The 21179-nt window shown below is 54.8% G+C and carries 24 protein-coding genes and 4 pseudogenes; 15 read left to right on the top strand and 13 right to left on the bottom strand.

Annotated features, from left to right (window positions below; genetic code table 11):
* Positions 1 to 22: 22 nt before the first annotated feature.
* On the top strand, positions 23 to 598 hold the full coding sequence (gene rclC, locus GHO42_RS00810; RefSeq protein WP_016779378.1) for a reactive chlorine resistance membrane protein RclC: 576 nt from the start codon (positions 23 to 25) through the stop codon (positions 596 to 598).
* 333 nt (positions 599 to 931) lie between these two features.
* Here rclC and GHO42_RS00805 read toward each other — a convergent pair whose 3' ends face one another.
* Positions 932 to 1234 carry a helix-turn-helix transcriptional regulator gene (locus tag GHO42_RS00805; protein WP_025297873.1) on the bottom strand — a complete coding sequence of 101 codons (303 nt, stop codon included), beginning with the start codon at positions 1232 to 1234 and terminating at the stop codon, positions 932 to 934.
* 83 nt (positions 1235 to 1317) lie between these two features.
* Between GHO42_RS00805 and GHO42_RS00800 the strand changes: the two genes are divergently transcribed.
* The 4 genes from GHO42_RS00800 (at position 1318) to GHO42_RS00785 (ending at position 4947) form a co-directional block, all read left to right on the top strand.
* Positions 1318 to 2409 (top strand): NADH:flavin oxidoreductase/NADH oxidase, encoded by a 1092-nt coding sequence (locus GHO42_RS00800; protein WP_013983157.1) that lies wholly within the window; start codon positions 1318 to 1320, stop codon positions 2407 to 2409.
* Between the two features lie 126 nt (positions 2410 to 2535).
* Positions 2536 to 3525: a zinc-dependent alcohol dehydrogenase family protein gene (locus tag GHO42_RS00795; RefSeq protein ID WP_003288730.1), complete on the top strand. Its 990-nt coding sequence runs from the start codon at positions 2536 to 2538 to the stop codon at positions 3523 to 3525.
* Positions 3526 to 3623: 98 nt separating this feature from the next.
* Positions 3624 to 3917 (top strand): putative quinol monooxygenase, encoded by a 294-nt coding sequence (locus GHO42_RS00790; protein WP_003288729.1) that lies wholly within the window; start codon positions 3624 to 3626, stop codon positions 3915 to 3917.
* A gap of 10 nt (positions 3918 to 3927) precedes the next feature.
* On the top strand, positions 3928 to 4947 hold the full coding sequence (locus GHO42_RS00785) for a zinc-binding alcohol dehydrogenase family protein (protein WP_003288728.1): 1020 nt from the start codon (positions 3928 to 3930) through the stop codon (positions 4945 to 4947).
* Positions 4948 to 5114: 167 nt separating this feature from the next.
* Here the strand turns inward: GHO42_RS00785 and GHO42_RS00780 are convergent.
* The 4 genes and pseudogenes from GHO42_RS00780 to GHO42_RS00765 form a co-directional block, all read right to left on the bottom strand.
* Positions 5115 to 6206 (bottom strand): annotated as a pseudogene (locus tag GHO42_RS00780) (IS1182 family transposase); the annotation flags it as partial.
* 536 nt (positions 6207 to 6742) lie between these two features.
* Positions 6743 to 7522: pseudogene (locus GHO42_RS00775) on the bottom strand (DUF4158 domain-containing protein); the annotation flags it as partial.
* A gap of 3 nt (positions 7523 to 7525) precedes the next feature.
* Complete coding sequence (locus GHO42_RS00770) at positions 7526 to 8086, bottom strand: recombinase family protein (RefSeq protein ID WP_048388137.1); 561 nt, start codon at positions 8084 to 8086, stop codon at positions 7526 to 7528.
* A gap of 81 nt (positions 8087 to 8167) precedes the next feature.
* Positions 8168 to 8413 carry a hypothetical protein gene (locus GHO42_RS00765; RefSeq protein WP_053225442.1) on the bottom strand — a complete coding sequence of 82 codons (246 nt, stop codon included), beginning with the start codon at positions 8411 to 8413 and terminating at the stop codon, positions 8168 to 8170.
* A 442-nt stretch (positions 8414 to 8855) separates the two neighbouring features.
* Here GHO42_RS00765 and GHO42_RS00760 point away from each other — a divergent pair, with 442 nt between their 5' ends.
* From GHO42_RS00760 to GHO42_RS00745, 4 genes are read left to right on the top strand one after another with little or no spacing between them, the layout of a single operon-like run.
* Complete coding sequence (locus GHO42_RS00760) at positions 8856 to 9596, top strand: GIN domain-containing protein (protein WP_019334897.1); 741 nt, start codon at positions 8856 to 8858, stop codon at positions 9594 to 9596.
* Positions 9597 to 9602: 6 nt separating this feature from the next.
* Positions 9603 to 10016, top strand: a complete 414-nt coding sequence (locus tag GHO42_RS00755; RefSeq protein WP_048388134.1) for a hypothetical protein — start codon at positions 9603 to 9605, stop codon at positions 10014 to 10016.
* Between the two features lie 13 nt (positions 10017 to 10029).
* Positions 10030 to 10302 (top strand): CopG family ribbon-helix-helix protein, encoded by a 273-nt coding sequence (locus tag GHO42_RS00750; protein WP_016502318.1) that lies wholly within the window; start codon positions 10030 to 10032, stop codon positions 10300 to 10302.
* The gene (locus GHO42_RS00745) at positions 10302 to 10577 is read left to right on the top strand and encodes a type II toxin-antitoxin system RelE/ParE family toxin (RefSeq protein ID WP_016502317.1); all 276 of its coding nucleotides are present in this window, start codon (positions 10302 to 10304) and stop codon (positions 10575 to 10577) included. Before GHO42_RS00750 ends, GHO42_RS00745 begins: the two co-directional genes overlap by 1 nt.
* Before the next feature lie 143 nt (positions 10578 to 10720).
* On the opposite strand, the gene GHO42_RS00740 is transcribed toward GHO42_RS00745, so the two are convergent.
* The 5 genes and pseudogenes from GHO42_RS00740 to dmeF all read right to left on the bottom strand — a co-directional run bounded on the left by GHO42_RS00740 (position 10721) and on the right by dmeF (position 16074).
* Positions 10721 to 10990 (bottom strand): hypothetical protein, encoded by a 270-nt coding sequence (locus tag GHO42_RS00740; protein WP_146427462.1) that lies wholly within the window; start codon positions 10988 to 10990, stop codon positions 10721 to 10723.
* 250 nt (positions 10991 to 11240) lie between these two features.
* Positions 11241 to 12932, bottom strand: a complete 1692-nt coding sequence (locus GHO42_RS00735) for a bifunctional diguanylate cyclase/phosphodiesterase (RefSeq protein WP_153327041.1) — start codon at positions 12930 to 12932, stop codon at positions 11241 to 11243.
* A gap of 36 nt (positions 12933 to 12968) precedes the next feature.
* Positions 12969 to 14078, bottom strand: coding sequence for a methyl-accepting chemotaxis protein (locus GHO42_RS00730; RefSeq protein ID WP_371928108.1), 1110 nt, complete (start codon positions 14076 to 14078; stop codon positions 12969 to 12971).
* Between the two features lie 177 nt (positions 14079 to 14255).
* Positions 14256 to 14423 (bottom strand): annotated as a pseudogene (locus GHO42_RS26355) (PAS domain-containing protein); the annotation flags it as partial.
* Between the two features lie 685 nt (positions 14424 to 15108).
* Positions 15109 to 16074, bottom strand: coding sequence for a CDF family Co(II)/Ni(II) efflux transporter DmeF (gene dmeF / locus GHO42_RS00725; protein WP_133143781.1), 966 nt, complete (start codon positions 16072 to 16074; stop codon positions 15109 to 15111).
* A gap of 393 nt (positions 16075 to 16467) precedes the next feature.
* On the opposite strand from dmeF, the gene chrA reads away from it, so the two are divergent.
* The 5 genes and pseudogenes from chrA to GHO42_RS26350 form a co-directional block, all read left to right on the top strand.
* Positions 16468 to 17673, top strand: a complete 1206-nt coding sequence (chrA, locus tag GHO42_RS00720) for a chromate efflux transporter (protein WP_031318243.1) — start codon at positions 16468 to 16470, stop codon at positions 17671 to 17673.
* Between the two features lie 10 nt (positions 17674 to 17683).
* The gene (locus GHO42_RS00715; RefSeq protein WP_017335982.1) at positions 17684 to 17989 is read left to right on the top strand and encodes a PadR family transcriptional regulator; all 306 of its coding nucleotides are present in this window, start codon (positions 17684 to 17686) and stop codon (positions 17987 to 17989) included.
* Between the two features lie 187 nt (positions 17990 to 18176).
* Positions 18177 to 18353, top strand: coding sequence for a hypothetical protein (locus GHO42_RS00710; RefSeq protein WP_153327043.1), 177 nt, complete (start codon positions 18177 to 18179; stop codon positions 18351 to 18353).
* A gap of 63 nt (positions 18354 to 18416) precedes the next feature.
* Positions 18417 to 18638, top strand: coding sequence for a hypothetical protein (locus tag GHO42_RS00705; protein ID WP_153327045.1), 222 nt, complete (start codon positions 18417 to 18419; stop codon positions 18636 to 18638).
* Positions 18639 to 18754: 116 nt separating this feature from the next.
* Positions 18755 to 18952 (top strand): annotated as a pseudogene (locus tag GHO42_RS26350) (hypothetical protein); the annotation flags it as partial.
* Between the two features lie 195 nt (positions 18953 to 19147).
* Here the strand turns inward: GHO42_RS26350 and GHO42_RS26345 are convergent.
* Together GHO42_RS26345 and GHO42_RS00695 are read right to left on the bottom strand one after the other, a co-directional pair.
* Positions 19148 to 19315: an MbcA/ParS/Xre antitoxin family protein gene (locus GHO42_RS26345; RefSeq protein ID WP_178114873.1), complete on the bottom strand. Its 168-nt coding sequence runs from the start codon at positions 19313 to 19315 to the stop codon at positions 19148 to 19150.
* Positions 19316 to 19755: 440 nt separating this feature from the next.
* The gene (locus GHO42_RS00695; protein WP_082158071.1) at positions 19756 to 20091 is read right to left on the bottom strand and encodes a helix-turn-helix domain-containing protein; all 336 of its coding nucleotides are present in this window, start codon (positions 20089 to 20091) and stop codon (positions 19756 to 19758) included.
* Between GHO42_RS00695 and GHO42_RS00690 the strand changes: the two genes are divergently transcribed.
* Positions 20077 to 20583, top strand: a complete 507-nt coding sequence (locus GHO42_RS00690) for a hypothetical protein (RefSeq protein WP_228393550.1) — start codon at positions 20077 to 20079, stop codon at positions 20581 to 20583. The two genes, GHO42_RS00695 and GHO42_RS00690, sit on opposite strands and share 15 nt — an antisense overlap.
* Positions 20584 to 20780: 197 nt before the next feature.
* On the opposite strand, the gene GHO42_RS00685 is transcribed toward GHO42_RS00690, so the two are convergent.
* A complete protein-coding gene (locus GHO42_RS00685) occupies positions 20781 to 21179 on the bottom strand; it encodes a hypothetical protein (protein ID WP_016779401.1) in 399 nt (132 codons plus the stop codon).

Genomic DNA, 21179 nt, shown 5'->3' with positions numbered 1-21179 from the left:
TCCAAATATTCGGATAAGTCTGATGCTCGCTTCATTCACTACATGGCTGCAATTCATCAGCAAGCTCGACACCCTTGGCACACACCTCATGAGACTGGCGATCGCCGTAGTTTTCTTGTGGATCGGGGCGCTCAAATTCGCGCCTTACGAAGCCGATAGCATTACCCCATTTGTCGCCAACAGCCCGTTTATGTCTTTTTTTTATGAACATCCCGAGGATTACAAGGCACACCTGACCCACGAGGGTGAATTGAATGCGGAAAAGCGCGTCTGGCAGACCGCAAATAACACATACATCTTTTCCAACGGCCTGGGCGTAGTAGAAATTCTGATCGGTCTGCTGGTGCTTTCCAACCCGATCTCGCGACGCGCCGGTCTGCTTGGTGGGGCGCTGGCCTTCGGTACACCGCTGGTGACCTTAACCTTCCTGCTCACCACACCTGAAGCCTGGGTACCGGATCTTGGTGATGGTGAACATGGCTTTCCATTCCTGTCTGGTGCAGGACGCCTAGTGCTCAAAGATCTCTTGATGCTGGCCGGCGCTCTTCCGGTGATGGCTGATTCCGCCCGTCAGTTATTGCAAGAGCGGCGCCCCTAGTTTTCTTTTAAAGCCTTGAAATCTGAATCGCCTCAAGCTTCGTAGATACCTCCGAGAGGCTGCTTGTGGCCGTGAGCAGCCCTTCGTGACAGGCTGCTATCGGCCACTAGCGGCCTGTCGTAAGCGGCATAATCTGTAGACGAGCCACCGATACTGCGCACAAGCGAAACGCTCCAGCTGCTCGATTGAGGCCATCTGGGTAAGGCGTTTACGTCGGGACTAGTCATGCTTCCGCAGTCAGCGGCGAGGTAGTCCCTGAGCTCACTGGAGCCCAGGGTTTCGAAGCAGGCCGTCTTCAGCGTCTTCCTCGATGAATTGACTCTCAAGCCAGCCTTAGCCGCGCTGAGATAAGATCGTCTCGAGCAAACCAGGAAATCGATTGTTCAAATCATCCCTGCGCAACGAGTTCATATGGGTCGTGCCGATGGTTTGGGTTTGGACCAACCCGGCATCTCGCAGCACCCTGAAGTGATGGGACATGGTGGACTTTGGTCGGCCACCGTCCAATTCGCCACAGCTGGCTTCGCCCAGTTCGGCAAGGCGTCGGACGATCTCCAGGCGCACAGGATCGCTCAAGGCGTATAGCAGACGCTCGAGGACGAATTCAGTGACGGGAGGGTGTTTGTAGGGGCGCATGAACGAAGCATACACGGGTTTGCTCTATCTCCATAGTTCGAATACTATCGAATTAACGTAATAGACAACCCTCGGAGAAACCAATGTCTGCGCTGTTCCAACCCTTCACGCTTAAAGACGTCACGCTTCGCAACCGTATTGCGATTCCCCCTATGTGCATGTACTCGTCAAACGATGGCCTGATCAACGAGTGGCACAGTGTTCACTACGCCTCCCTTGCGCGTGGCGGGGCGGGGTTGGTGATTGTCGAAGCAACCGCTGTAGCGCCAGAAGGGCGGATCACTCCTGGCTGTGCGGGTATTTGGAACGATGAGCTGGCCCAGGCCTTCGTACCGGTGGTGCAGTCGATCAAGGCAGCCGGCTCGGTCCCCGGCCTGCAGATCGCCCACGCCGGTCGCAAGGCAAGCGCAAACCGTCCATGGGAAGGTGATGACCACATCGCTGAAGATGACGCCCGTGGCTGGCAGACCATCGCTCCATCGGCCATAGCTTTTGGCGGTCACCTGGCCAAGCAGCCGCAAGCCATGACGCTGGAAGACATTGCCCGTGTGCGTGAGGATTTCGTCGCAGCCGCTCGCCGTGCGCGTGACGCTGGCTTCGAGTGGCTGGAGCTGCATTTCGCCCATGGTTATCTGGCCCAGTCGTTCCTTTCCGAACACTCCAACCATCGCGATGACGCCTACGGCGGCAGTTTCGACAACCGTAGCCGCTTCCTGCTTGAAACGCTGGCGGCTGTTCGTGAGGTTTGGCCGGAGCACCTGCCGCTAACCGCTCGTCTAGGGGTTATCGAATACGACGGCCGGGACGAACAGACGCTGACCGAGGCTATCGAACTGACACGTCGCTTCAAAGATGGTGGCCTGGATCTGCTGAGCGTCAGCATTGGTTTCACCATCGCGGAAACCAACATTCCCTGGGCGCCTGGCTTCATGGGCGAAGTTGCCCAGCGCGTGAAGCGTGAGGCGGGGATACCAGTGGCTTCGGCATGGGGCTTCGGCACGCCAAGCGTTGCCGAAGAAGCGGTCAAGAGCGGTCAGCTGGACTTGGCGATGATTGGGCGAGCACATCTGGCCAATCCAAATTGGTCCTATCTTGCCGCCCAAGAGCTGGGCGTAGAGCGTGCGTCCTGGACCTTGCCGGCTCCCTATGCCCACTGGCTTGAACGCTACAAGTGATCCGTCGGGGCGAAGACGGCCGTCATGGCCTAATCGCCCGCTGCCTCAGCGCCGATGTGCGCTGGTGGCTACCTGGCTGGGCCGCTCATGGCTCGGCCCTTCCGATAGATAGCTGAGGATTACGCTATGTCTCGCGTCATACGCTTTCATCGCACCGGTGGACCGGAGGTTCTCCAGATCGACGAGATCGACGTGCCGGCTCCCGGCGCGAACGAGGTTCAAATCAACGTCAGGGCGCTCGGCATCAACCGGGCTGAAGTGATGTACCGCACAGGCCAGTACGTCATCGAACCGACGTTTCCCGCCATGCTGGGCTATGAAGCGGCTGGGACCGTATCTGCAGTGGGTCCCGGTGTGGTCGGCTTCGCTGTTGGCGATGCGGTCAGCGTAGTGCCCGCGTTCTCCTTTGACGAATACGGCTTGTACGGTGAATTGGTCAACGCGCCGGCTCACGCGGTGGTCAAACACCCGGAAGCGCTTTCTTTCACGGAAGCAGCGGCGACCTGGATGAAGTTTGTCACTGCCTATGGCGCACTGATCGAGCTTGGTGGGCTGCAGGCCGGCGAGACGGTGCTAATCCGTGCGGCGTCCAGCAGCGTGGGGCTTGCCGCTATCCAGATTGCGAACATGGTGGGCGCCGTTCCTGTCGCGCTGACCCGCACCAGCGACAAGCGCGAGGCCTTACTTCAGGCCGGGGCGGCGGCAGTCATTGCGACGCAGGAGCAGGACATGGTGGCCGAGGTCATGACGATGACTCATGGCAAAGGCGCTCGCATGGCCTTCGATCCCGTTGGCGGGCCCGAAGTGGCCTTGGTGCTCAAGGCACTGGCGAACCACGGAATCTTCTTCCAGTACGGCGCTTTGGACACTCGGGATATCCCTGTGTCGGTCATGGACCTGCTCGGCAAGCATCTGACGCTGCGTGGTTATCAGCTGTTCGAGATCACCCAGGATCGAGAAAAACTCGAACGGGCCAAGCACTTCATCAACGAAGGGCTCGCCTCTGGGCAGCTGCAGCCGGTAATCGACCGTACATTCAGCTTCGACGAGATGGCCGAGGCTCACCGGTACATGGAATCGAATGCCCAGGTGGGCAAGATTGTTGTAACGCTTTAAACCACGTGCAGGTCTTCGCGGCATGGCCGGTAGGGTCACTGTCGATAAGCCCATGCCAGCTCGATGCGTCTCTCACACATGCACAGACAGGAGGTTCGATGACCACCCCACTCACACTGGTTGCCACATTGGTCGCCAAGGCCGGCTCCGAAGATGAGCTCCAGCAGACGCTGCAGGATCTGCAAGGCGCAAGTCGCGCCGAAGCAGACTGCATCCAATACGACTTTCATAAAGATGCAGAACAGCCTCGCACCTTCCATATGGTTGAGCAGTGGCGAGACGAAGCGGCGCTGACTGCGCACGAGGCCACCCCGCATTTCCAGGCAGCGCTGCCCGTCATCGAACGCGCCGCCGAAAAATTCTCCGTCATGAAAATGTACCGCGTCTCCTGAGGAGCTCCGAATGAAAGCCATTGCACACTTCAAATGTCTGCCTGTTGAGAACCCTGACGCCCTCGTGGAGATCGATCTACCCGAGCCAGTGCCGGGGCCGCGCGACCTGCTGGTAGAAGTCAAGGCCGTATCGGTCAACCCGGTCGATACCAAAGTCCGCCAGGGCTACGTGCCGCATACAGACGAAACACAGCCGCGCATCCTCGGTTGGGACGCTGCCGGCGTGGTCAAGTCGGTCGGTTCCGACGTAACGCTGTTCAAGCCCGGTGACAAGGTGTGGTACGCCGGGTCGCTGATCCGCCCGGGCAGCAACAGTGAGTTGCAGCTGGTAGACGAGCGCATTGTCGGATCGATGCCACAGTCGCTGGAGTTCGCCCAGGCCGCGGCGCTTCCCCTGACGTCTCTGACCGCTTGGGAATTGCTATTTGATCGCCTCGGCGTAGCGCGCGACACCACCGACCGTGGCGAAACGCTGCTGATCATTGGCGCTGCAGGCGGGGTGGGTTCAATCATGACTCAGCTGGCGCGTCAGTTGACCGGCCTGACCGTCATTGGTACGGCTTCGCGCCCTGAAACCCAGGCCTGGGTCACCGAACTCGGCGCCCATTACGTGATCGATCACACCAAGCCACTGAGCGAAGAGCTCAAGCGCATCGGCCTTCCGCAGGTCAGCTACGTCGCAAGCCTGACGCAGACCGATCGGCATTACGAGCAGATCATCGAGTCACTGAAGCCACAGGGCAGGTTGGGCCTGATCGATGACCCGGCCACGCTGGACGTCGTACCGCTCAAACGCAAGAGCCTGTCGCTGCACTGGGAGCTGATGTACACGCGCTCGCTGTACGAGACCGAGGACATGCAGGAGCAGCACAACATCCTCAATGAAGTGGCCCGCCAGATCGATGCGGGTGTGTTGCGCACCACCGTTGGCGAAAACTACGGGCGTATCAGCGCCGAAAACCTACGTCGCGCCCATGCCTTGCTGGAGAGCGGCAAGGCAAAGGGCAAGATCGTTCTGGAGGGCTTCTGACGGTATCTGGCTACCGGCTCATGCGGTAGGTAGCCAATGCTGGATTCAAGAGTAGCGCCCATGAGCGATTCAGTGAGCGCCTTGAAATGCCTCCTATTGAGATCGTCTCGCAAGACCATCACCCAGCCGTCAACGACTTCATCCGAAACGTCCAACTAATAGGAATTCATGCCTTTTTCAACGCTGGAGAAACGCCAGATCAGTGCCTCTCCAGCCGGGCAGGTGTATTCGTTTTTCGTCGCGTCATAAACGAAGGCATCTTTGTTGAACCGTCCTTCTGCCTTGGCGCTTGAAGTCATCGGCTTTGGTACATAGGCGGTGATGTTTGCGTCATGGCAGGCCAAGATTTCTTCGCTTTTGAAGTAGCCTCGGTCGGCGACTACCGACAACGTTTCTGCGCCGATGGCTTCACGAGCGTGCTTCGCCATTGAACTGAGCTGGTCACGGTCGGAGCCTCTATTGGTGACCTCGTGAGCAACTATCAGGTGATGCTGCGTATCGACAGCCGTCTGCACGTTGTAGCCGACGATACCGCTGCCGCGCGTCATCATTGAGTGGGCATCCGGGTCGGTCAGCGAAACCTGTTTGTCTGGCGATTCGTTGAGCTGAGCTTCGACCCCCTGAAGCTCTTTCATCTGCGCTTTGAGCTTGGCGATTTTATCTTCCAGGCTGGCAGTGTCTGGCGCGGAGGCGCTAGGAATCTGTCGATCAGCCACATCGAGCGCAGCCAAATAACGGCTTATGCTCGTCTCGATTTCTTCCATGCGCCGCTTCAGTTTGGCGCTGGTGAAATTCCGGTCTCGGTTGTTCACCGCCTTGAATTTACTGCCGTCGATGGCAACCAGGTTTTCGCTAAAAAGGCCCAACTGCTGGCAGAGCAAAACGAACTGGCGGCAAACGCCGCGAATGGCTTTGCTGTTGTCTTTTCGGAAGTTGGCGATGGTCTTGAAGTCGGGCATCAATCGCCCGGTTAACCACATGAGTTCGACATTGCGCTGAGCTTCTCGCTCAAGACGCCGGCTCGATTGAATGCGGTTTAGATAGCCATAGATATAGATCTTCAGCAGGATCGCAGGGTGGTAAGCCGGTCTTCCGGTTTCGGCTGGAATGACGCCATCAAAACCTAGCGTGGCTAGGTCGAGTTCGTCGACGAAAACGTCGACCACGCGCACTGGGTTGGTATCGCTGACGTAATCGTCGAGGCTTTCGGGGAGTAAGGTGCTTTGACCTCGGTGTTCACCCTGGATAAACCGTTTCATGGGCGTCCCTTGCGATGACAGTCTCAGAAATCATAGCAAGGGTTTGTACGGGCGTTTTTACACACTCTGGGCCGCAAGCTGCCAGTGAGCAACCCATGTGCGCAATATTACATAACAGACTGAATCGCCCCTGATTTTCTAGACACTCTCCAAGCTCATTGCATAACGCCCATTCAAGATGCCAACGGCGGGTTCGGTGGCAACGTTCTGAGTTCCACAAGTTGGCTGTTTAACACCGCGTTGTCTTGGAGCAGACGTTGTTGCTCTCTGGCAAGTTCGGTCAACTGGGATTCTGCTTGGGTGAAACGGTCCGTCAGAAGACGCCGCTCCCGCTCGGCCACAGCCAACTTCGTTCGCGTATCAGCCAAGCACTGTTCGTCCTGGACATGCCGCTGCTCCAGTGCCTGATGGATCTGTTTCAGCTCGGCGAGTTGCCGTGCCAACTGCTCCTGTGCGCTGCGGCTGAGGATCAGCGACTCCTGGGACGTGTGCAGGGTGCTCTGCAGTCGATCGTGGTCCTGCGCCCAGCGTTGTTCCTGCCCGCCTTCACGGGCCAGCTTCAGCAACCGGTTCTGGTGGATTAGCCGGTCGAGCCCTTCGGGCAAACCCACCAGCTGGAAGATCTTCAGCCGTTCGATGTGCTCCATTATGTGCCGCGAGTTCGGTTTTAGTGGAGACTGGCGTAGCCACGTTAACCAGGTGCTATTGCTGCCGGCCTTGAGGGTTAGCAGTTCGTCGAGCTTGTTCCGATGTTGCTGGCTCAGCGGCTCGATCAAGGCACGGTAAACCCTGCGGTTGGCTCGTGCCACGGCTTCAGAACAGGCCCGATCGATCACCGTCAATGTCGGTAAGATCCGCCGTTGTTGACGCAGACTCTCCAGGGCCTGCCCGGCCAGTAACAAGCTTTTGTCGGTTTGCTGGGCCAAGTTGGTCAACTCGCGTACCAGAGCGCGAAAGTCCGAAAGCCCGAACGGCAGCAATCCAAGGTAGGTGCGCAGCTCCTGGGCGTGTTCGCGGCGGGTGACATCGCGCTCGCCGTACTTCGGCCAGCTTTCAGGCGCCGCCTGAACCTGTCGGGCCACCCACTCAATGACCGGATCGGGCAGCACGCTGTCGCTGGCCAGCGCGTAACCGGGGTAGCGCAGCAGGCAGAGCTGCACCGCAAAGCCAAGGCGATTGGCATCACCCCGGCGCTGACGGATCAGCGACAGGTCGGACTCGTTGAAGGTGTAATAGCGGATCAGGTCGTCTTGGCTATCCGGCAGGGCAAGCAGGGTGTCGCGCTCAGTGGCCGAAAGGATCGAGCGACGGAGCATGTGTCAGTCATCCCTGCGAAGGTACTGGTAGAGGGTTTCCCTACTTATACCGAACTCACGGGCTAACTGGGCCTTCGCTTCGCCGGCAGCGGCGCGTTGCCTGACTATGATGGCCTGTTCATCGGACAGGGCCTTCTTGCGGCCCCGGTAAGCACCACGCTGTTTGGCCAGGGCAATGCCCTCGCGCTGTCGCTCGCGAATGAGGGCTCGCTCGAACTCCGCGAAAGCCCCCATTACCGACAGCATCAGGTTGGCCATGGGGGAGTCGTCACCAGTGAACACCAAGCCTTCCTTCAGAAACTCGATACGCACGCCGCGCTTGGTCAGCTTTTGCACCAGACGCCGCAGGTCGTCCAGGTTGCGGGCCAAGCGATCCATACTGTGCACCACAACGGTGTCACCCTCGCGGACAAAGCCGAGCATGGCCTCCAGTTGCGGACGCTGGGTATCCTTACCAGATGCCTTGTCGGTGAACAGCTTGCCTACCTGAGTCTGTTCTAGTTGGCGTTCCGGGTTCTGGTCGTAGCTGCTGACCCGGACATAACCGATACGTTGTCCCTGCAAGCTGCCTCCGTAGGCTTCGCTAATGCTTAATGATCAGAGGCAGCTTCGCTGCCTCTTACCCTGCTTGCAATACGGGTACTCTCAATGAGAGACGCTGATAGACCCTTTTTGTAAGTTGAATACCTGGGCCAGGTGTCCATCCAACTCACCTTGCATATCGCCGATGAAACAGATTTTTGAATTGGCCGGTGCACGTTTAAGCGTTGCTTTAACCTTGTTCCGAAGTGGTGTAGATCCGAGCTTCAGCTCCTGGAAAATCAGCGAGTCATTACGGCCCTGCGGAAGATTGGACAGTGCCTCAACAGCTGCCTGACCAACCAAAGTCATATGCGGTTCACCACCCTTTATCTCTCCACCCGCCCAGCAGCAGTAATATTTTTTTCGGTCGTACTCGACCTAAAAAACCATAAATTCCAGCGACTGTCCTGGGCGAGTCCCCATTTTTTCCTGCACCTGCAATAGAGTTCCAGCCTCAGGCTTGGCTCCGGCGACAAGTGTCGATTTGATCGATGGCATATTCATTCCTTTTTGATGTCAATGACGTTCAGCACGTCAATTGTGTCAGGCTGAAATCTATGATATTCGTTAGCAAGTGTCAATAAAATGTACTTTCAACTCTAACCTGACGCTGAGGGTCTTGGCAGCCTGACATCAGGTTAGGGTATAGCCCAACCTGACGGATCGATTGACAGCTCATTATTATTCACTATGATTAACCCTGAGTCGAGCTATGGCAAAGCCACTCAAAATAAATCACAAAGGATAGATGATGAGCCAATCCAGCCCTTTGACGCACCAGGATGCCAACCATCGCGATTCCGCATGGGAGCGTGCTGCCAACTACGAGAAGGAAGAGCGCCCCATCCACCCAGTTAGCAAAATTGTGATCAAGGGGGCGGTTGATGTTGTGTTCTTTCGCTCGTCATCAGCGCACCTGGTCGTGGCAGGGGAAAACGTGGAAGCCATTCGTAACATCAAGACCCGCTTCGAGGGTGACAAGCTGATCATCGAGCAGGAGGGCATTTCCATTAGCGGCTATGGGGGCAATATTCACGTTTCTGGTACCGGCAACATTTTCGTGGGCGGAACGATCAATGTCGGTGGACGCCACGGCGGCGTCACTATGCAGTCCAAGGGGCGAAGCATCGTTGGAATCGCATTGCCTGAAGCCCCCAGTATCCGCATCAAGGGCAGTGGCGACGTGACCCTGTACGACCTTCAGCAGACCGTCCTCGATCTAGGCATCCAAGGTTCGGGCGATATCACGGCCTTTGGTCGCGTGGGTCTTCTGGACGCCGAGATAGCCGGTTCGGGCGACGTGGACGCCAGCGAGCTGGTCGCTACGTCCGCCAAACTGTCGGTAGTCGGCTCCGGTGATATCGACGCCTATGTCAGCGACTCAGTGAAGGCACGCGTGGCGGGTTCCGGTGACATCGTGGTGCGCGGTAACCCGCCGACCCGCGACCATTCCGTTGCCGGCTCAGGCGACATCAAGTTCAAGAAGAAGTGACGCTCCATGAAGAATGACCAAGAACGAACCGAGCTGTTGCAGCAGATCGACAAGCTGTTGACGGCAGTGGATTCGATGCAAACCTGCCTCGAAGCGCCCGAGGCCACAAACGCCGATGGCAGCTTTGACATTGCTCGCACCAACTTGCGTATCACGGCCAACGAGGCCGCGCAGGTTGTCGAACGTCAGCGAGGCGCGCAGGAGCAGCGTGAAAAGTCTCGTCCAAAAGTAACGCTGGCCACGTCGTTACTTGCCGGCGCTGAAGCGTCTGAATGGCAGGCCAACAAGCTCAAAACTAATGGCGATGAGGCCGGTGCCCGCCAGGCCAGCGAACATGCCGTCACTCTGCGCCGGATGGCATCGGAAGCGGCGATTACTGAACGCCGGCAGAGCATGCACCTTGTACCTACCATTGATTAGGAGTAACCCCATCATGGCAACCACCGCGAAAACCCGATCCGTCACGGCTCACGTCCCTGTGCAACTGGCCGAAAAGGTCGATTTGATGGCTGAGCGCCTGGAACGCTCCAAGAACTGGATCGTCAAGCAGGCTCTGGCCGCCTGGATAGACCAGGAAGAAGAACGTAGTCGCCTGACCCGTGAGGCATTGGCCGATGTGGATGCTGGTCGCGTGATCGATCATCAAGCTGTCCAGGCCTGGGCTGAAAGCCTCAGCACTGACACTCCGTTGCCGGTACCGCGCTGATGGAGTTGAAGTGGACAAGCAAGGCGCTTTCCGACATTGCCCGGTTGTATGAGTTTCTGGCGTCGGTGAATCAGCCTGCCGCCGCACGAACAGTGCAGCAACTCACAGCCGCACCTTCCACGCTGCTGGCCAACCCGCGCATTGGCGAACGCCTGGAAGAATTCGATCCACGGGATGTGCGCCGAATTCAGATCGGCCATTACGAGATGCGTTACGAGATAGTGGATTCCACTATCTACCTACTGCGCCTGTGGCACACCCGCGAAGACCGATAGGTTTGGCTGGGCCAGGAACGGAATACATCAAACTGGCGAGCCTACGACTGATCAGAAAACCTTAGCGTACGATTTTTTCCGAATTCTGTAGGCTCCCCTAATCCAAGGCCAACCTCCTGTGCTAATTCGCCCAGTCTAGGGGACTATAGATCGCCAGTCATCAGTAGCTCTCTCAGTATGCTGAGATTTTTCCTGATTTCAACTTCTACCTTTCCAGAATAATCAAGTGCCTCAAGCGTATTCTTTGTTTGGTTCATTGCCTCTGCTATTATATCAATGGCAGTTTTTCTTGATGCTGCCATATTTTCTAGAGTCTGTTCCCCTGCATCTAGCATTGTTACGATATCTTGTTTGCTTAACTTATCATAATTCACGTTACGGAGTTGCTCTAGTATTAACTCTTGATTCGACATATATGATCCTCTTTATTATTATCGATTTGTTGTTTATGATAATATTAATTATTTCATTGTTCCAGAAAATAACAGCTGGGATAGTGTATTATAAAAAATATATTTCGAGCGAATGGGGAAAGTCGGTCGAGCCATGCGCATAACCAATCCATGGCATTGGACGCACAGTATATCGTTACCGGTGGATAAATGAATTAACCGCTCAATCCACTAGGTTGCGACGACGCAATCAGTTCGTGGACGGTGCGGTTTATCTATTACCCCCTCTAGATAAATGAGCAGGGACAAACTTCGCCACCCAAGATAGCACTTTTTCTACCGGCATGGGTTTCGCAATACCATAGCCTTGCGCTACATCACAACCTAGGTTCATCAGCAACACTTCCTGCTCAACCGTTTCCACCCCTTCAGCAATAACCTCGCGGTTAAACGATTTCGCTAGGCCGATGATCGCCTTAGTCAGCCCCAAGCTGTCTTTATCGATGAGTATGTCGCGTATAAAAGATTTGTCTATCTTGATTGACTGCGTGGGCAGTTGTTTAAGGTAGCTCAGCGATGAATACCCGGTTCCAAAGTCGTCCAACGAAAATGTCACACCCAGATCCTGGCAAGCAATGAGGCACTGAGTGACATGTGGTAAGTTTTCTATCACCACTGATTCGGTAATCTCAATATCCAACATCTGCGGCAAAACATTAGGGTGGCTGTCCAGCAAAAACTTTAGGGACTTTACAAAGTTTTCTTTTTTCAAATGTAATGCTGCAATGTTTACACTCACAGACCACAAATGACCCAAGTCCGCCCATTGTTCTATTTGACTGAGCGCCTGATCTATGACCCACTCGCCGATCTCCACGATCAGATCGCTCTGCTCAATCAACGGTATAAAATACTGCGGTAATATAAGTCCATCTCGCGGATGCTGCCAACGCAATAGTGCTTCAAAACCAATCACTGCCCCACTGCTCAAACTTATTTTTGGTTGATAATGCAAGCATAACTCACCATCATGTAACGCTTGGCGAACCCGTATTACGGTATCAAAAGCTGATTTATCCATCTTATCTTTTGATACATCAAACAAATGGAAACAGTTACGGCCACTTTGTTTGGCCTTATACATAGCCTGATCGGCATGACGTAGCAGTGTATCGGCATTCTCATTATCGTTTGGATAGAGCGTCACACCGATACTGGCGGAAATATTAATGCCTATGCCATCGATGATGTAGACGGCGGAAAGGGCAGCTAAAAGCCTCTGCAGGGCGCTTTCCAACACCTTGGGATCCCGCACACCCAAAATCAGCACGAACTCATCGCCTCCCAAACGGGCTACGGTATCTTCGATACGCATACGATGTTTCAGGCGATCAGCCACCGCCACTAACAGACGATCACCTATCTCGTGGCCATAGCGGTCGTTAATCTGCTTAAACCCATCGAGATCAAGCACGCCCACGGCAACCGTGCTGGGCTGGCTCTTTGCTTTGACAATAGCCTGATCAAGCGCTTTGGACAGCAAAAAACGATTTGGAAGACCCGTCAGCTCGTCGTGCTCAGCCTGCCATTGCAAGGTTTCCAGAAACTTCCGCTTTTCGGTCACATCGAAACGAATGGAAACGTATTTCTGCCCCCGCTGGCTGGCATCATCGTACATGGGTACAATGGTGCTCTCTACCCAATACAGGCTGCCATCCTTTTTACGGTTGCAAATTTCACCTTTCCATACCTGCCCACGTGAAACTTTTTTCCACATATCAATAAAGAACTCAGGGGGATGCTGCCCTGAGTTTAGTATGCGGTGGTTTTGCCCAATCAACTCCTGTGCGCTATAGCCAGAAATATCACAGAACTGTTCATTGACATAGGTGATTATTCCGGATTTATCGGTTTCCGAGAAAATAGCTGCCGCATCCACCGCTGCACGGTATCTTGCACTCATATATAAACCTAGTTCACCAAAATAATTATAAGGTCACTACCTGTTGAACCGTTCAACCAACGAGTTTAAACCACGGGATGTACTTTCAAGTTCCCGGCCACGAATCACGGCGGAGTTAGCATTCTTCGCTGTTCTCTCAACCGTTCCCGCTACGTTATTAATCTGCCGAGCAATATCTTCAGCGACACTAGCCTGCTCTTCTGAAGCGGCTGCCATTTGCTGGCTCATACCACTGATCCGTTCAACAGCATTGCGAATGCCTTGGAGAGCACACTGCGCCTCTATAACTTGCTGTACACCGTGGTCGGCCTCGCGAATACCGAGTTTGGCAATGCTCACAGCCTCATCTGCGCCTTTTTTAAGGGTTTCAATGACGTTTTGAATTTGTTGAGTCGATACGCGGGTTTTAGCAGCCAAGGCCCGGACTTCATCAGCTACTACCGCAAAACCTCGACCCTGCTCACCAGCCCTAGCCGCTTCAATTGCAGCGTTGAGAGCGAGTAGGTTGGTTTGATCAGCAATGGCTTGAATCACCCCCGCAGCAGCCATAATTTGCTGGGTTTCATTGGCAAGGTAATCCACAGCAGTGCTGATATTCGTGACGGTACTGGCCAGCAACTGAATGGCCTCACGGGAAGTACCGGCGACTTTATCACCTTGTTCAGCCAGTTCATTTGCTGCTTGCGCTTCCATGGCGGTTTTTTGAACATGCCCTGCCACTTCGTTGATTGAGGCCGCCATCTCCGTCATGGCGGCTGCCGTCATGTCCGTTTCCGCTCGCTGCTCCAGCAAGGCATTTTCAGTTTGGTTCGAGAGTAAGGAGGAATGCGCAGCGGCTTCAGCCACTTGGCTGGCCAGATCGCTTAGCCGAGTCAGTGCGGTTTTAAGGCGTGCATCCTCACTAATCAGTATCATTTCCAACTGCGCTGAAGGGCCATACGTATCGCTGTAAGTGATGGCGCTAATCGGATCTGAAAAAGCGTCAGGGGCGCATTTCATGATATGACTCAACTGATGTTCCAGCCGCGTATAGGACCACCATCCTGTAACGAGAAAGAGCACGGCAGTTACCGCTTGTGCTGCCAGGCTTGGCAGCACGCTAGCCGCACCTATTGCCAACGCAGCCGCAGTTGCAGGTAAGACCATCCTCCTCATGAATGCCGCATAATGACGATTTTGGGGAATGGAATTTTTACCTGCACGCAACCGGTCATACAGCTTTTGTGCGCGATCAATTTGCTCCCGAGTCGGCTTGACTCTAACGGACTCGTAGCCTGTTAAGCGGCCATCTTCGAGAATAGGTGTCACATACGCACTGACCCAATAGAAGTCACCATTCTTGCAGCGATTCTTGATGATACCCATCCAGCTTTTGCCAGCCTTCAGATAGCCCCACATCAGCCCGAAAACAGCTGGAGGCATGTCGGGATGACGAACCAAATTGTGCGGACTGCCCAACAACTCTTCACGAGAATAGCCACTTATTCTCATAAACTCGTCATTCACATAGGAAATATTCCCATTCGTATCTGTAGCAGAGATCAATCGCTGCTGGACTGGAAATATTTGTTCAACGGTTGTGACAGGCAGGTTCGAGCGCAAGATGAGTCTCCATGAGCAATAATGGCATTATGCCATAATGCGTGACTAACGGGTCATGCGAAATAAAGGGAAATCACAGAGCACTGAGATGTTTGTACGCTAAGCCATGGTTCTCAGCTGCAACCATTATCTGACACTGGTGACTTCGGTTGAAGTCCCCCCTGCCAGTGCGAATAAGGGGTCATGCCGAGATAAGGCAAAAAATAGGGCATTTACAATGCAAGTAATTGATTTATAAGGGATCGTGTAACTTATAAGTTTTCCTGAAGGCTGGCCAAGATCTCGGCTAATCCGACCCTACAGTTGGCGTTGCCTCTGGAGTTTTCAATTTTGACCAGTAATTACCGAGCAAAATGAGTGAATTTCCCTTTATCTCGGCATTACCCCTACTTCAACTGGACGCTCGCAACGGCCTAGGTTGGGTTTTGGTTCCACTGCTCCCCAAAGCCATGAAGAGAGCAGCGGAACAGGAAATGCACTAAGCCAAGTCGGCTTAGCGTTCGTTTGTTGGGTAGCCAGACGCGGTCACCCGCGCCCAGCCCCCGAAGAACTGAGCGTGCTGCCTGTCAGCGCGTCACGCGCTTACTTGCCATCTACGCTGGTTCACCTCGACTGTGATATGCACCAGCTCTTCATGAATACTCAGCTGTTGCCGGAAGTAATCCGGCTCGGCGGCATCCATGACGGCGAGCGAAAGGATGCAGGCGTACTTCCCCTTGCCCACACGCCAGACGTGTAGGTCGGTGATGGTAGCCCGGATGGGGCTGGCCTCGATGACCTCCCGGATTTCCGCGATCACCGGGACATCCATCTCGGCATCGAGCAGTACGCGCCCGGTGTCACGCAGCAATCCAGAGGCCCAGATCGCGACCAGCCCGGCGCCGACGATCCCCATCACCGGGTCGAGCCAACTCGCGCCCCAGAATTTACCCCCTATCAGCGCCAGGATGGCGAGCACCGACGTCGCGGCGTCGGCCACTACGTGCAAATAGGCGGAACGCAGATTTAGGTCGTGATGATGGTCATGACCGCCATGCTCATGGTGATGGCCGTGTTCGTGGTGGTGGGCATGGCCATCCTTAAGTAGCCACGCACAGGCAAGGTTGACCAGCAGACCGACCCCAGCAATCGCGATGGTTTGATCGTAGTGGATCGGTGTCGGTGAGATCAGCCGCTCAACCGACTGGTAGAGCATTAACCCGGCAACACCAATGAGGAAGATTGCACTGGTGTAGCCGCCCAGCACCTCGATCTTCCATGTGCCAAAGGCGAATCGCGCATCGTGGGCGAAGCGCCGGGCTGCTGAATAAGCCAGCACCGATAGGCCGAGAGCCAAAGCGTGTGAGCTCATGTGCCAGCCATCGGCCAAGAGCGCCATCGAATTGTACAACCAGCCGCCGACTATCTCGACAAGCATCATCGCTGCTGTCAGAAACACGGCCCAGCGGGTATTTCTTTCGGCCAGCGGATTACCCTCATCGAAGACATGAGAGTGGTGCCAGCGCTCAACAAGGCCGGAAGATTGGGGTTTGGGGAGCAATGGAACCAAAAACCAACGTAAGCCCGACTAGCTCCGTTCAGAGCCCTCTTCCCAGGCATCCGACTCGATAAAACCATTGCGCAACTTGACCACCCATTGGCGCCGTTATTGACCAGCCGGCTGCATTCTTGACCAGTTATTTGCATTCGGAGTGACCAGGAGGGGGGCAATAGAGAAAACGGAAAAAATCGTACGCTAAGGCCAAGCGTGTTTTGCTAATGAACTGTGCTAGCAGACAAAACCAGCGGCTAGCACAACATCGATTACTTGCATTGCGACACCCAGTACGAATTGCACGGTACTCCAGTCGTTTTGGGCAGCTATAAAATCGAATTTCGTTATCGAAGTTCGATTATTATGGATTAATCTGTGGAAAATCAGGTAGGCCAACGCATGACTAATACCTCCACCGATGACCGCAGCCCATGGTCGGTTTTTCTTATTTTTCTACGCCTTGGATTGACCTCCTTCGGCGGCCCCATCGCACACTTGGGATATTTTCGCGACGAGTTCGTCACGCGACGGCGCTGGTTGTCTGAACGCAGCTATGCTGATTTAGTGGCGCTGTGCCAATTTCTTCCAGGCCCAGCAAGCAGCCAAGTCGGCATAGCGTTGGGGCTATCACGGGCTGGATATAGCGGGGCGCTGGCTGCTTGGACAGGCTTTACGCTGCCTTCGGCCGTAGCTTTAATCCTGTTCGCGCTGGGCATTTCCAACTATGGGGATTCCGTTTCGCCGGGCGCGTTGCATGGCCTAAAAGTGGTGGCCGTTGCCGTAGTCGCCCAAGCGGTATGGGGCATGGCGCGCAACCTGTGTACGGATGGGCTGAGAGTCACAATAATGGCGATTGCCGCCTGTGCTGTCCTGCTCGTACCGTCCGCGTGGGGGCAGGTTGGTGTGATTGCTGCCGCAGGCATCATAGGCCGACTATTGTTCAAGCCAGCACATACTGTTGAGCACGACCCACTACCTATCACGGTCAGTCACCGGGCCGGCGCACTTTGGCTATCGTTATTTTTTGCCCTGCTGATTGGCCTACCGATCTTGGCAAAATTGCTGCCAAGTCCAACGATGGTGGTAGTGGACGCCTTCTATCGTGTGGGGTCACTAGTGTTCGGTGGTGGCCACGTTGTGTTGCCGCTGCTGCAAGCCGAAGTGGTGTCCTCCGGCTGGGTCAGTAATGAATCCTTCCTCGCGGGGTACGGGGCGGCTCAAGCGGTGCCCGGCCCATTGTTCACATTCGCCGCGTTCCTTGGTGCTTCGATGAGCACCGCTCCCTCTGGCTGGGTCGGCGGTATTGTGTGCCTACTGGCTATCTTCGCACCCTCTTTTCTGCTGGTTGTGGGAGCCATGCCATTTTGGGAGCGCCTGCGTCGCAATACAGGCATGCAAGCCGCGCTGGCTGGGGTCAATGCGGCGGTGGTTGGCCTGCTGCTGGCCGCGTTCTATCACCCTGTATGGACTAGCGCCATATTTCAGCCGCAAGACTTTGTCTTGGCCCTGGTCGCCCTTGTCGCACTGATGTTCTGGAAGCTACCGCCGTGGCTAGTTGTCGTCGGCAGCGGTGCAGCGGGTTGGCTGTTGAGTATCGCGCTGTGAGGCACGAAAAATGACAGATAAAGACCTGTACGGCGGGTTGATCCGCCTGCACATACTTCACCATGCAGCCGAGAAGCCCGTCTTCGGACTGGGAATCATCGAAGAACTGCAACGACACGGCTACGAGCTGAGCGCCGGGACGGTATACCCAATGCTGCACGGGCTGGAAAAGAAGGGCTATTTGACCTCACGCCACGAACGCACCGGGCGACGTGAACGGCGTGTCTATGAGATCACTGAGCAAGGCCAAGTTGCGCTGGTCGAGGCACGTGCAAAGGTTAAGGAGCTGTTCGGCGAGTTGATCGAAGGTTGCTGAGTTTACGGCTTCAACTCGGCGTCAGGCGGTTCACTGGCACCGCGTCAGACTAGGGCCGCTTTCTGCATTTTCTGACGCCAAGGCGTCAATCTCTATGGCCTCAACCTGACAGGCCGAATGCTTAGCGTACGATTTTTTCCGATTTCTCTATCGACCCCTATTTGGACCTGGTGTAGAACCTGGCGGCATGGATCTCGACGACAAACACGACGAAGTTCAATGCCCAGCGGGCAAGGGCAAGGGCAAGGGCAAGGGCAAGGCAGAGCGAGAGGACGAAGATCGTGAATTCGTATTGGCCTCTTTGGATTGGCTCACCATGAGCGACTTCCGCGCCTTCACCGCTGGCATCCGCCAGGCGGCATGATCCCAACCCCACCGCCCCGGCAACCGACTTGGTTGCCGGACCACCAGTTAAGGGAAGGACGCGATGAGCAACCAATACACCGTAACCTGGACGGTGGACGTCGAAGTAATGGGCGACCACAAAGACGCTGCACAGGTCGTAGCTGACCTTTATTTTCAAGAGCGTATCGCCGCAGGGGAGCACGGTAGCGCCTGCTCGTTTACCGTGGCTGGTTCGGATAACTTTCCGGTGGAAATCGACCTTGCAGATAGCTTGTCGGATCTCGAAGGCGACGACACACAATAATCACCTGGTGCGGTGGCCACCGCACCAGGGATACCCCGCGCTACGTTGAAATCTGACGAATCTGCAGGGCTCTACACCCCCACTTTTTAAGAGAATCCGCGCTCTAACTCCCTCCGCTTGCGAATAACCCCAACATCGTTGTAAATGGCGATGCCGAGCTGATTCATGTATTGGATTTCAACAACCAGTGCCATGTAAAGCAGACAGGTTCACTGCAGGAGCAGGACATGCGACAAGAGGTTTGCCAAGTGATGGAGGGAGGCGCGGAGGCGTTCGAGCGACGCTATCAACGCTTGGGGGAGAGGTTTGATTAGGACTGACCATCGGGCGAGCGTTGCTCTGGTGAATGCGATAAGGACTCGGCAATGACGAAGGGTTGGAGAATCCCATAGGACTTTGAAATAAATGTTAGGGCTATGCGTTTGCCGGCTGCCACAGTCGGCCATCATAGACAAGCCGGGTTCAGGATTCGACAACACCTCCACAGGGCAACGCCAATCATAAGGATGTTAGACGTAAACGCCATGTTCAATCTGATTCAAGAACCTATCCACATCTTCATAACCTAAACGCGTCGACAACATATCGCATGGGACTTGCCATCCTAGCCCGTAGGCCGGATCACGCAACCAGCGTTCGGCATGCTTGCGCGTTCCAAATACCCGCGTTGCTATCATCAGAACCTGCTCGGACCGCCCCACGAAGCACCTGTGAACCATGCTCCAGCACGCAATTGGGGCGCTAGGGCTTAACGCAACTATCTGCAAATCATTCATAGATTACATCTCGAAGATGTCACCGTTTAACCGCACAGCCTGCCAATCGGTTCTATTTCCCTACCTTTCTGCACGGCGATTTCGAGTAGCCTCCCTCGTTTTTCAGACCTCTTCTGTAGCAGCTCTCGGGCTTCCGCTTCCATTTGAGCGGCATCATGCCATTTACGGGTTTTGATTTTGCGCCGGCCTTTCATTCCATCTCCTCAATGTCAGTAATCATTACTATCAGCAGCCGCCGAATTACGCACCGCGCACCATAGTCACACCGCACAGGATAGCTCAGCCCTTGCTGCGGCCCATGCGAATGATGGTAGGGCCGGAAGCGCCCACACCAAGACAGCTTATCGGGGTGAAGGCCCAATAATTTCCGTTCGAATTCGATCCATCATTGAGTCCAGCGTGACGGTTTCGTCCATAAAAAGGTAACACTGCGTCAAAATCGTCAAAGGATGTACACCCATGGCAGCGGCCAGCGCTTGAACCATTTCAAGCGTAGGGCCCTTTCCGCCGCCTTCCAATTGGCTCAGGTAAGTCTGGCTGCTATGCCCCGCGAAGTCTTCCTGGCTGAGATGACGAGACTTCCTCATCTGTCTCAACGCCTTACCAAATGCCTGTTTCAGCTCCATTTTTTTCATTCCCATAAAAGGAATGATGAAGCCGTCTTGAACGTCAGACATCCATTAACTATTTTTAATATTTTGGGAGTTTTTTCAATGTTCAAAACGTATAGACATGCAGAGCTCAGCCCTGCAGCCGTTTTCGGTGGTGGCGTCGCCAGCTACTGGCAGTTCGTTGAGCTGGAGGTACACCATCCCTGGTTCTACATCGAATTGGTGAGGGATTATGGCGACGACATCGTGGGCAGCATGTTGATGGTCCCAACGGTGCCGATACTTCAACAGATGCTTTCGGAGTTGGATGAACGCTCATGGTTCGGCCAAGCACACCTGATGTCTCCTGGCCATCTACGAGGAGGTGACAACTGGAAAATGGAGCCACTGATTGAGGTAGGTGTTGCTCAAGACAATAAAGGTGAGGTCGAAGGGTATCTGTTCAAGGTTGCGGGAGGAGTCAGTTACAGCACCCACCACTCACGCGATCACAGCAACCTAAAAGTGACTGAGATAATTTTCTCCGCAGATCGCGATTTGCGAGCTTATGGAGGGTAACAGTCCTTAGCAGCCGGCCACGAATCAGGAAACTCTTGGGAGGGGGCTGATTGCTATAAAGTTTCTTGGGCAGGAGACATCGTGACGGTAACTGTTGGTCGACACTACGAGGTCGTTGACCAAACGACAGATGTGAAGATGGTCAACTCCAAGTCAGCTGGAATGCGAACGGCTGGTCAGTACGCGCTATTGCGCAATCATGTCTTCTTTTGAAGCTGTGAAACCGGCCGCTCCAACATTGATTGCGTTAGCCCATGCATATCGGCATTGGCTTGCCAGATCAAAAAACGGCTATGCATATCTCGAACAGCAGCTAACAGCTTCTGATTGTTCGCTGTCAGTTTCTCAATGTGCTCGTTGGCTGCCTGAATATCGCTAATCCAGCCCGGTTTCAGCTTCTGAGCCTTCAATGCCGCCTTGCAATTCTTCATCGCTAAATCCACGGCAGGTAGATTCATCAGGGACTGGCGAGCACGACTGATACCCAGTTTTTCTTTGCAGGCCTCAACGAGCAAAGGCCAGGTCAGCTTCGGCTCTGACCATTCCTCAATCAGCTTAATGATGCGTTTCTCATCCTTTGGCGTTAAATGCCCCAT

This window comes from Pseudomonas sp. FSL R10-0056, assembly GCF_009600105.1.
In the GTDB taxonomy this organism is placed as follows: domain Bacteria; phylum Pseudomonadota; class Gammaproteobacteria; order Pseudomonadales; family Pseudomonadaceae; genus Aquipseudomonas; species Aquipseudomonas bubulae.
The sequence above is the reverse complement of the archived record's forward strand: the minus strand, read 5'-3'. Positions and strand labels throughout refer to the sequence as shown.

What these genes read in the sequence shown, in the direction of transcription:
- rclC (WP_016779378.1), top strand. Translation starts at nt 23, where the DNA reads ATGCTCGCTTCATTCACTACATGGCTGCAATTCATCAGCAAGCTCGAC.
- GHO42_RS00805 (WP_025297873.1), bottom strand. Translation starts at nt 1,234, where the DNA reads ATGCGCCCCTACAAACACCCTCCCGTCACTGAATTCGTCCTCGAGCGT.
- GHO42_RS00800 (WP_013983157.1), top strand. Translation starts at nt 1,318, where the DNA reads ATGTCTGCGCTGTTCCAACCCTTCACGCTTAAAGACGTCACGCTTCGC.
- GHO42_RS00795 (WP_003288730.1), top strand. Translation starts at nt 2,536, where the DNA reads ATGTCTCGCGTCATACGCTTTCATCGCACCGGTGGACCGGAGGTTCTC.
- GHO42_RS00790 (WP_003288729.1), top strand. Translation starts at nt 3,624, where the DNA reads ATGACCACCCCACTCACACTGGTTGCCACATTGGTCGCCAAGGCCGGC.
- GHO42_RS00785 (WP_003288728.1), top strand. Translation starts at nt 3,928, where the DNA reads ATGAAAGCCATTGCACACTTCAAATGTCTGCCTGTTGAGAACCCTGAC.
- GHO42_RS00765 (WP_053225442.1), bottom strand. Translation starts at nt 8,413, where the DNA reads ATGACTTTGGTTGGTCAGGCAGCTGTTGAGGCACTGTCCAATCTTCCG.
- GHO42_RS00760 (WP_019334897.1), top strand. Translation starts at nt 8,856, where the DNA reads ATGAGCCAATCCAGCCCTTTGACGCACCAGGATGCCAACCATCGCGAT.
- GHO42_RS00755 (WP_048388134.1), top strand. Translation starts at nt 9,603, where the DNA reads ATGAAGAATGACCAAGAACGAACCGAGCTGTTGCAGCAGATCGACAAG.
- GHO42_RS00750 (WP_016502318.1), top strand. Translation starts at nt 10,030, where the DNA reads ATGGCAACCACCGCGAAAACCCGATCCGTCACGGCTCACGTCCCTGTG.
- GHO42_RS00745 (WP_016502317.1), top strand. Translation starts at nt 10,302, where the DNA reads ATGGAGTTGAAGTGGACAAGCAAGGCGCTTTCCGACATTGCCCGGTTG.
- GHO42_RS00740 (WP_146427462.1), bottom strand. Translation starts at nt 10,990, where the DNA reads ATGTCGAATCAAGAGTTAATACTAGAGCAACTCCGTAACGTGAATTAT.
- GHO42_RS00735 (WP_153327041.1), bottom strand. Translation starts at nt 12,932, where the DNA reads ATGAGTGCAAGATACCGTGCAGCGGTGGATGCGGCAGCTATTTTCTCG.
- GHO42_RS00730 (WP_371928108.1), bottom strand. Translation starts at nt 14,078, where the DNA reads ATGGTCTTACCTGCAACTGCGGCTGCGTTGGCAATAGGTGCGGCTAGC.
- chrA (WP_031318243.1), top strand. Translation starts at nt 16,468, where the DNA reads ATGACTAATACCTCCACCGATGACCGCAGCCCATGGTCGGTTTTTCTT.
- GHO42_RS00715 (WP_017335982.1), top strand. Translation starts at nt 17,684, where the DNA reads ATGACAGATAAAGACCTGTACGGCGGGTTGATCCGCCTGCACATACTT.
- GHO42_RS00710 (WP_153327043.1), top strand. Translation starts at nt 18,177, where the DNA reads ATGGATCTCGACGACAAACACGACGAAGTTCAATGCCCAGCGGGCAAG.
- GHO42_RS00705 (WP_153327045.1), top strand. Translation starts at nt 18,417, where the DNA reads ATGAGCAACCAATACACCGTAACCTGGACGGTGGACGTCGAAGTAATG.
- GHO42_RS26345 (WP_178114873.1), bottom strand. Translation starts at nt 19,315, where the DNA reads ATGATAGCAACGCGGGTATTTGGAACGCGCAAGCATGCCGAACGCTGG.
- GHO42_RS00695 (WP_082158071.1), bottom strand. Translation starts at nt 20,091, where the DNA reads ATGTCTGACGTTCAAGACGGCTTCATCATTCCTTTTATGGGAATGAAA.
- GHO42_RS00685 (WP_016779401.1), bottom strand. Translation starts at nt 21,179, where the DNA reads ATGGGGCATTTAACGCCAAAGGATGAGAAACGCATCATTAAGCTGATT.